The sequence below is a fragment of the Undibacterium sp. SXout7W genome (genome assembly GCF_049339385.1).
In the GTDB taxonomy this organism is placed as follows: domain Bacteria; phylum Pseudomonadota; class Gammaproteobacteria; order Burkholderiales; family Burkholderiaceae_D; genus Undibacterium.
On the sequence record NZ_JBMPPF010000037.1, the window covers coordinates 1 to 7,472 of the forward strand.

The following is a 7,472-nucleotide window of genomic DNA, read 5'->3' on the forward strand; positions in this document are numbered from 1 at the left end:
GCCCGTTAGAATAGTGAAGTGAAGACTGACACTAGGTTGTGACTCCACATTCCACACTCCCCAACCGGGGGAGCAAGTCCTGGTCAACTCCTCATCGAAGAGCAACAGGCATCAGTAAGTGTCTTGTTGTCTCAAATGGGAACTGGATTAGACTCATCCTCCGGCACATATTAGCTTGGCAGCTCATAAGTTCCCCACTTAACTGACTCTTGCCCTGGGAATCCCTAGATTTAGAAAAAGTAAAGACAAAATAATCTTTAAGAAAGAATATTGGAAATATAAAACCATAAAAAGCTTACCGATTAAAAGATCTAAATCGAAATGGATGATCAGATGGACCAATTTAAAGACAGTGAGTTTCACCTCAAAACTGAAGACACTTGCCTTGATACTCACCTTAACAATCCCCTACACAATTTAGGGGTTCAGCAAGCAATAGATGATCAGAAGCTGCGAGTGAAAGACAACTGGGGGTTTAACCGAAAAGCCCTTTGGTTCGAGATGCGGAGACTATGTCGTGGGCTTTCAATTTCGCCTGCCGCTTTGACCTTGAACCCCCAGGTGTTGCTCCCTTACATCTTCAACTGCGGTTTTACCGATGCACCTGAAGAGTCGAATTATCTCAATTTTATGAAACACTTAAAAGTTGCAGTCACACTCACTGATCTCACTGGCCACAAGTTTGTCCCCCAACAGGTAATTGAGGTTCTCCACAATATTCCGGCCATGCTTAAAACAGATGTCAACTACCAGCAGCTTCAGTCTCTCTACAACATGAGATGTCGTCTTGAACAAGGTGTTGTCCTTACCTCGAAGCCGGGGAAATATAAGCTGTCTCGAGATCTCGGATCAATGTCTCCATGGAAGCAAACGTTTGGCCCCAATGGTCAAAACCGATTTTTCTTCTCCGCGATGATCACCAGCACTCTGAAGGTCTACTTATCCCCCCGTTTGGCTCTCTTTTCTTGCAAAAAGACTAACCAATTGTGGGTGGGCAGCCGTGATCACTATCTGATGATAGTTGATTCAATAAGTCAAAGATGGGTTGCGCTCTTTAGCTCTCTACTTGCGAGAGACCTCAAGAAAGCGAACTACCCATCCTGGGATGAACTCCTTACCACATTTGGGTGGGGGGACTCCCTCTTGGAGCTGTTTGGCGTCGAGGCATATAAATCGATAAAACTATGGGAACCGATGATTCACGGAGTATTAATGTCCCAACACGAAGACGAGATCGTTGACTCCACAGCCTTCCTGCGAAATATGGAAACCGAGCTTCAGGATGATGGGTCAAACCAAGGACTACTTGCCGCCTCAAACTGGAACCGACTGAAACTGTCAACCTTGACGAAGATGAATGACCACAAACTGTCTCAGCTACACGGGTTATATCGAATTTGGGGTCATCCCTCCATTGATGTGATTGAAGGCCTCCAACGATTAAGATCAGTTGCCTGCTCCAACAGGGTCTTTTCTTACTTGGCCATCCAACACCACAAGATTACCTGGAGAGAGATGTTCTGTACCAGCTATTACGAGAAAAATCACAGGTGGCCAGCAATTGAGATCTTGCCGACCATGCCTGAGGACTCCCTCGTGCGGAGATGTCTAGAACAAGGGTTGCCTCTTCCAAGGAACGCCAGATCCTACGTGAAAGACCACTGGGAATACATCCGCTTCAAACAACTGTTTGCTGTTCCAAAAAAGTTCCAGCTTAATGACATGATCAAGGACAGTGCCACATCTCTCGGCTTGACCCAGCTGATTGAATCTATTCGGCGGGGTGGGATTGGATCGTCCGCTGAGAGATCTGTCATCTATCAATGGCTGCAAAATGATTGGGTTGATCCAGAACTGCTACTCAAAAAGATTGATCGTGAGGGGTTTGACCCAAATGAAAAAGTTTGTGGATTAAGGGAAAAGGAAAAGGAAATATCCATTTATGGACGATTCTTTGGAATGCTTCCGATTGAGAAGCGATTGTATGTGGTGGTTACGGAAGCCATGCTAGCCGAACACCTACTTCCTTATTTTCCTGAGATCACTATGACATTTAATCAAGTTCAACTCCGAAACTTGATCCAGAAAGAGACGCGGAAGTTAAGGGTGCATTCTGATGAGATCCTGACGACGGTCACCAATATGGACTTCGTAAAGTGGAATTCGAACATGCGAGAACAGGAAACCTCCCACCTCTTTCAGGACTTTGACCATATGTTCGGGTTTGAAAATGTTTTCTCACGATCTTATGAGATGTTCAGTGAATCTCAACTTTACTTAGCCAACGGATATGTCTTACCAGAGATTGACGAAACGAAGAACAGACTCAAGGATGGTCTAACCGTGTGGAGTGATCACAAGGGAGGAATAGAAGGACTACGGCAAAAGGGATGGACAATCTTCACAATTGTGGCCTTAAAATATGTTGCTTCTGTAAACGGAATCTCCTGCAATTTAATGGGTCAAGGAGATAATCAAGTAATGATTCTGAACTATAAGAAAAACACCACCGACCCTCCAAGGGTCAAGCATCAAGAGTTCCTGAGGACTCTCGACCAGTTCCTATCATTAATTGGCCCCCCTCTGAAGCCAGAAGAAACCTGGACGTCTTCGAATTTCTTTGCATATGGAAAGTTTCCTGTTTTGAAGGGGGAGCCCTTGAGTCAGTCATTAAAAAAGATTATCAAGACTACGCGAATGACCAATGAAGGGTTGCAGAATTTGTCCTCCACACTTTCTTCCATTACCGCTAATGCATCTGCAGCAACCGAAGCTGACACATGCCCGGTGATACCATACATGATCGCTGCCTTTGAGTCTAGTTGTGCCATTGAGCTTCACACAAGGCATCCATTCTTCTCAAACCACTCCTTAATGAACTCTGAGTTGACCAGACACTTTAGGGTACCTGTGCAAGGCCAAAGTGAGCTTTTTGATGTGGAACTGGACCCTCGGGTGAGGGATAACCTGCAAAAAATGAATCAAGAAGGGTTACTTTCTTTGTTGCTAGTTCCCTCATCCCTAGGGGGTTTCCCAGTGTGCCATTATTGGAGCTTGATTATTCATGGGTTTCCAGACCAATTGTCCTTGGATTTGCGGGGGTTAATGGATGCCCATATCCGATCCACTAACCAGTTCATAAAGAAAATTTTAAACCGGGTGCTACAACCCCCTTTGTCTCCTGAAGTGAACCCTGAAATGCTGTGTCAAGACCCCAACTCACTCAACCTCTTGCATCCGTCAACGTCAATGGACAAGGTCAAAGGGATGGTTCAAAGTTTTTTAATAGAAAGAGGAAAAGAGATCTCCAGAAATCAAGCTTTCATTTCGTTTCTTGAACTTGCAACAGAGGATCAGTCTCAGTTAGCCACCATCTTGTTCTCGGCAAATGTCATACACCCCCGGATTATGAGTTCGATAACCGAGTCCACCATTGTTGGAAAGGTCAACCAAGCCCTGTCGAAGATTAACAGAACCGGTGTCTTGATAAGATTAATGAAAGCTGCTCATGAAGAAGATCGTCAAGTGGTCTATGATGATCTAGACACCACCGGAGGGGATATGCTGGACCAGTTCAAGTCAGGATCACCTTCATTCTTTGACCTGTTTGGGAGGTTTGAGCAGAATTTCTTCAATTGCCTGCTTCACACAATCAGTCGTCATGAAGAAGATCAAAACCATTGTGTATTAGTAAACCCGTGCTCACACAAATATGCCAAGAAACTGCGGCGAGATTCTTGGGGAAAGGATCTAGAAGGAGTCTCAGTAGCAGTTCCTTGGGAGCTGTTATCCCGACATGTGTCTAGTAATGCCAACTGCGACATTGATAACCATCCCAACAAGGAATCTGGTTACGTTGTGACGAATGTGGTTGGGCTCTCAGGTCACAACTCAGTTGCTCGACCCGGATTACCTCCGACCCTGGGGCCCTACACTAGCTACCTGGGGAGTGGGACTGCGAATAAAGTTGAGTATGAAGCGAAAAGGCTAATTGAAGTGGCCCCCCCTCTCATAAGGAATGCGCTCCAGCTGTTGCAGTTGATCGGATGGGCGACCCCTCGAGGATCCAATTTGGCGAATTTGATCCTCTTGGTTTGCAAATCCCTTACTGATCTCCCTGTTGAGTTTTTGACTCCGGAATTCGCTCAAATTGCTGGAACAGTTGGACACAGATGGGATGACATAAAAACCTCCCGAATGTGCACCGCATCAATTTTATGGACCGGGGGCACTTTTATTTCATCTAACACAAACAACTTTAAACCCGAGATGTGCCTGGTCGACTCTGTTACGGACAATTTGGAGATTCATTTTCAGTCAATCTTTTTATCAATCTCTCACCTCCTCTCTGTGGAATCTCTATATAAAGGACATCCTGTTGACAATCAGTGCTACCACTATCATATTCACTGCAAGGGCTGCGTCGAGTCCTTGGATGAGACCCTCATTGAAATAGAGGCAGACCTTGAGGAATTGGCAAAACTGAGTTTCCTAACACCAAAAACTGAAAACCCCTACCTTTGGGTGAGCAAGGAGAATCTTCCGAACTTGCTGCAAATAGGAGGAACTTTTGGAAAGAGACAGGAGATTAATCGCGATACACATCCAGAATCACTTCATGACATGCTGATACAAACCGCTTGCAATGACATGATGAATCATCATAGCCTCCCGAGCCCTTCGTACAAGTCCGATTTCGATATAAGGAAATTGTACCAGCTTCCCCTCGTTATCTTGTTGAAAATCAATGTCATTCCTTTCTTGGTGGAGCTTGTTTGCAATCTTGTCTTACGAATGTCATGGATCCACGCCCACAATCTACATCGGGGATCCTCAACTCAGTCTACCTGGCTCAAGGCCATTCAAGACATGATCTCCAGAATTCTACCTGGCTGGTATCAACCTCTTTTTCCCTTACTGACAAACACAGAGCATGTCCTTACCATCAAACGCATGTGGCCTCAAGTCAATGCCCCCGTTGGCAGTCCACCGAGTCCAGTCCAAAAGGCCACTTTCTTCTCTGAGGTTTTTAAGAGGATTGTCCTGAACCACTCCTTCCCACGACTGTACATCGGATGGCTAGAAGGGTCCTGGAGGAATCGTAAGATTACCTTGATCAAGACCGGAATTACTAACCATCCGATTAGTAAATGGACCCTGGCACAAGTGTTAAAAGGAAACCCCGATGCGAGATACTGGTATTTCTTCCATCATCTACGACAACTTAATATGGAGTCAGATGACTTCCTCATTCGGTCTAACAGCTGCATTCTAGATGTTGTCAAACTGAATGAGCGGGAAAATGGAGCAACGATGTCTTTGGTCACCTCATTTGTCACCTCGAGGTATTTCCGAAAAGCAAAGCCCTTAACATTCTCACAAGCCAACCATTACGGAGTTTCAGCCCTTCTTTCATCTAGAGTCAGACCCCACACTCTTCAAGCTGCAGAAGCAACATCACAAGAGGAAGGAGACTTCGCCGTCGAAATCGCCAAGGTCAAGGCTTTACCGCATTCTTGTGAGGAGTTATTGGAGGTTCGATCTGTTGGGCACTATCAGCCTTCCCAAGTGATTAAGGAGGTTCCTCGACATCTGACGTTTGAACCTTCAATTATTAACCATCTATACAAACCAGCCGGCACTGTCACCACGGCGACATACAAAATGGTGTCTATCCTGAATCTAGCATTAGAGAAGGATTGGACCCTGCCTACCTACTTGGATGACCCTTTCTTTGGGGTGGGAGATGGAGAAGGGGGCTTCTGTGCCTGCCTGTCCAAAATTTGGGGTCAGCTCAAGTTCGTGTACAACTCCATGCATAAACTTGAGGAATTCACCACCACTGGTTCAGAGTGTCACACGCCGGCAGCCCTTTATTCTTGCGAAGGAGCTCTCACCAAGGTTCTAGGGCTCCAGTTAATTGAAGAAGGAATCTCAGATCTGACGGATCCTCATACTATTGACGTCCTTGCAAAGAACTTTGGGCAAGGATCTCTCTTGACCTGCGACTGTGAAGGTGCTGGACAGAATAATCCTGTCAAAGAGTTGAAGATCAGGGAGAATCTTACAAAACTGTCTAGGGCGGTTGGTTTCCGCTCCGCGATTATCAAGACATATGCGTCTTCACTGGATCTTTTATACAACGGGGTGAATCAATGGCTGGAAATTTTTGGAAGTGTTCGGATTTTGCGGACTGTGTTTTCCGGGGTTGGAAATACCGAAGTTTACTTGTTCCTGAGTAACAAACATCCTGAACCCCTTTGGCCAGTAAAAGTCATTTGGGATGACGAGGATAAAAGACTTCAGAGATCCAGAACATATGCAAACATTTCCTACTCGGATTTTTGCAAGACCATGTTTCATCATGCCCCAAAATTCTTAAGGGGATGTCGGGAACCTTCTCCTTCTTACACTATGTACCTGTCCGACAAACCAATGAGAGATAGCTGGATCAGTGACCTCTTGTCCTTTGTAGAGCGGTTTTCTATCAAGGGAGTTTTCAACTTCCCAATGACGTACCTAGAGTCTGTGCGTCGAAGTTATGCCCCAGTTAAACTGCATCGAGGACACCCGGCAACGTGGCAGATCAGTTATTTTACTCCCAAGATCCGCAACGGTTTGATCAGAGATTTCTTTATTGCATATGGAATATCCTTAATGATTGACGACGCCCCAGAGTTCTATTGGCTCCAGTTTGTGGAGTTAATGGCCAAGGTCGAACTGGTCTGCTTCCAAAGCATGGACGGTGGATGGAGCCTTTACCCTCTCGTTCCAGAAACACGGAAATGGTATCGTTTTTCAGCCCTAGTGCGAATTAAGAACGAGGACTTTTCCCTTGCCAGTCGGAAATCTGTCTTGACAATCCTCGGTAGATTTAGACGAGTATTCAAACAGCTTCGTATGATCGAATTCAAGTCTCCTAGAAGTTTCGACTTTCCAAGATGGATCTACCAGGCAATCCCAACACCCATCCCATACTGTGACCAACCTTTCCCGATCAGTGGAGATGCCACGAACACCCTACCGTGGAAATTCAGACCGATCCCCTTGTTTGTGGATGATATGGAGAACACCCGCAATCTTTTAGAGATCTTGTCTAGGTCGAAATTTCCTCTTGAAAACGAGCCCCCACATGTCAAATGTGTATACCAACGCATCCTTGCCGGAAAGCTACCCGGTTTCGAGACCGATTAAGGAGAAGACAATGTAAAATCATTCTACATAATAAAAATATAGATTTAGAAAAATCTTTTCATTACCTAAGTATCTACCCTCTCTTACGACATCTAACTAGATTTCAAAAATTTTCTACCCCTTTCAATGTGTACGAATGACTCCCCTATAGATGATAGTCTATGTGTCCCTTGCAGAGTGGTCAGTATGTCCGAGTTGTTGGAGGTTTTTATTCCCGGTTAGAGGGGATGATGGCTTGAGGAGATATGGTATAAGACATGGGACTCGTGCCCTATTGT

The 7,472-nt window shown here is 45.3% G+C and carries 1 protein-coding gene; it reads left to right on the forward strand.

Translation table 11 applies throughout. The features are described 5' to 3' along the window. Positions 1 to 333 precede the first annotated feature (333 nt). Positions 334 to 7,194, forward strand: coding sequence for a hypothetical protein (locus tag ACO0LB_RS20160; protein WP_423052424.1), 6,861 nt, complete (start codon positions 334 to 336; stop codon positions 7,192 to 7,194). Positions 7,195 to 7,472: the final 278 nt, after the last annotated feature.